Source organism: Vibrio sp. 378, from assembly GCF_033339435.1.
This window is the reverse complement of sequence record NZ_JAWOUO010000072.1, coordinates 1-1,441: the sequence shown is the minus strand read 5'-3', so window position 1 is coordinate 1,441 and position 1,441 is coordinate 1. Positions and strand designations below refer to the sequence as shown.

Annotated in this window: 2 protein-coding genes and 2 pseudogenes; 2 read left to right on the top strand and 2 right to left on the bottom strand. The window is 45.7% G+C overall.

The features are described 5' to 3' along the window. Nucleotides 1–429, top strand: a pseudogene (locus R7Q48_RS24170) (DUF2063 domain-containing protein); the annotation flags it as partial. Nucleotides 430–439: 10 nt separating this feature from the next. Further along, nucleotides 440–895, top strand: a complete 456-nt coding sequence (locus R7Q48_RS24165; RefSeq protein WP_005458568.1) for a DoxX family protein — start codon at nt 440–442, stop codon at nt 893–895. A 29-nt stretch (nt 896–924) separates the two neighbouring features. Here R7Q48_RS24165 and R7Q48_RS24160 read toward each other — a convergent pair whose 3' ends face one another. Further along, the gene (locus R7Q48_RS24160) at nt 925–1,209 is read right to left on the bottom strand and encodes a hypothetical protein (RefSeq protein WP_318132608.1); all 285 of its coding nucleotides are present in this window, start codon (nt 1,207–1,209) and stop codon (nt 925–927) included. 91 nt (nt 1,210–1,300) lie between these two features. Beyond that, a pseudogene (locus tag R7Q48_RS24155) lies at nt 1,301–1,441 on the bottom strand (Bcr/CflA family drug resistance efflux transporter); the annotation flags it as partial.

The window sequence follows — 1,441 nt, the reverse complement described above, 5'->3', positions numbered from 1 at the left end:
GAAGTTGCTCTCTTTGAATGGAACATCGACCTTGCTCGCCAAGCTCGTTATGAGCATCAAGCAGACACTGCCGTGCAACCACTGACTGAGTTACCACACGTACCAGAGTCGCAACATCCCCATTTAGCTTTCCACCTTCGCCCTGGGTGTAAGTGCTTTGATGCTCATTACGCGGTGTTTGATTTATTCGCAGCTGTTCGTACTCAGCAATTCGATCAGCTCAACATCAACCAATTACAACAAGGGGTGATCCGCATCGAGCCCAATGGTGAAGCGCAGTGTTTCGCGCTAGCTGCCGAAGCCTATCAATTGCTTGCCAGCTTGGAACAAAAGCAATGTTTGAGCGATATCCCTGAGCCGTTGCTCGCTCATCTTAATCACATCATGACGCTTGACCTGATTGAAGGTTTTACGCTGCAAACCGCGTAAGGAGGATACGATGACAGATTCTGTTAAAAGCCTGATTAGCCGCTACGACGAATACACCAACAGCTTACAAACTCACGCAATGCCGTTGTTGCTGCTGTTTTGCCGTTTATGGGTCGCTTGGGTGTTTTTTAATTCTGGCCTTATCAAAATTGCCTCATGGGATAGCACCTTGTACTTGTTCGAATTTGAGTATCAAGTTCCGTTGCTACCTTGGGAATTTGCCGCCTATTCAGGCACATTCGCAGAGTTAGTTCTTCCGGTCTTTTTAGCGCTTGGATTATTTACTCGCCCTATGGCTGCCATGTTGTTTGTATTCAACATTATCGCTGTCCTGTCCTACCCACTACTTTGGGAGAAAGGTTTCCATGACCACCAACTCTGGGGGTTAATGATTTTGATTGTGACGCTGTGGGGAGCCGGTCCGTTTTCGCTCGACCGATTGCTAAAAGACAAATTCGTCAGATAGAAAAATCCCCGCGATTGCGGGGATTTCTTTTATTGCTTGTTTCGATAAGCCAGCAGTTCATCCGCTGAGATACCTTGTTGTGCGAGGTCTTTTGCTAATAGCTCAACTTGCTCGCCCTTGCGTGACTCAATCACTTGTTGAAATTGGTACACAATGTCACGCAAGATTGGTAGAGGTACTTGTTTTGCCGCACTACGAATGCGCGCGGAGCTTTGATTGCCCAGCTCAGGAAGCAACTTACCAAACATCACCTTTTCTGGTGATTCTTCCATTTGCTCTAGAATACGAGCCATTTCATACGTGGTTAACGACATTACTTTTTGAATTCCATTATGGTGTCAGGAAAAGTGTGAACGACAAATATACACGCGTTACATACATTGGAAAATACTAAATTACACTGATTTACGCATTAGCGAAGCGTGCGTGCCAGCTCTTACCGGCCTTTGAAAATAGAATCACCAATGCTGGTAGCAATACCCACATATGAATAGCAATCAATGTTTGTGGATCAAACGGCAAACGCTGTAAGGTACCCACTAACAA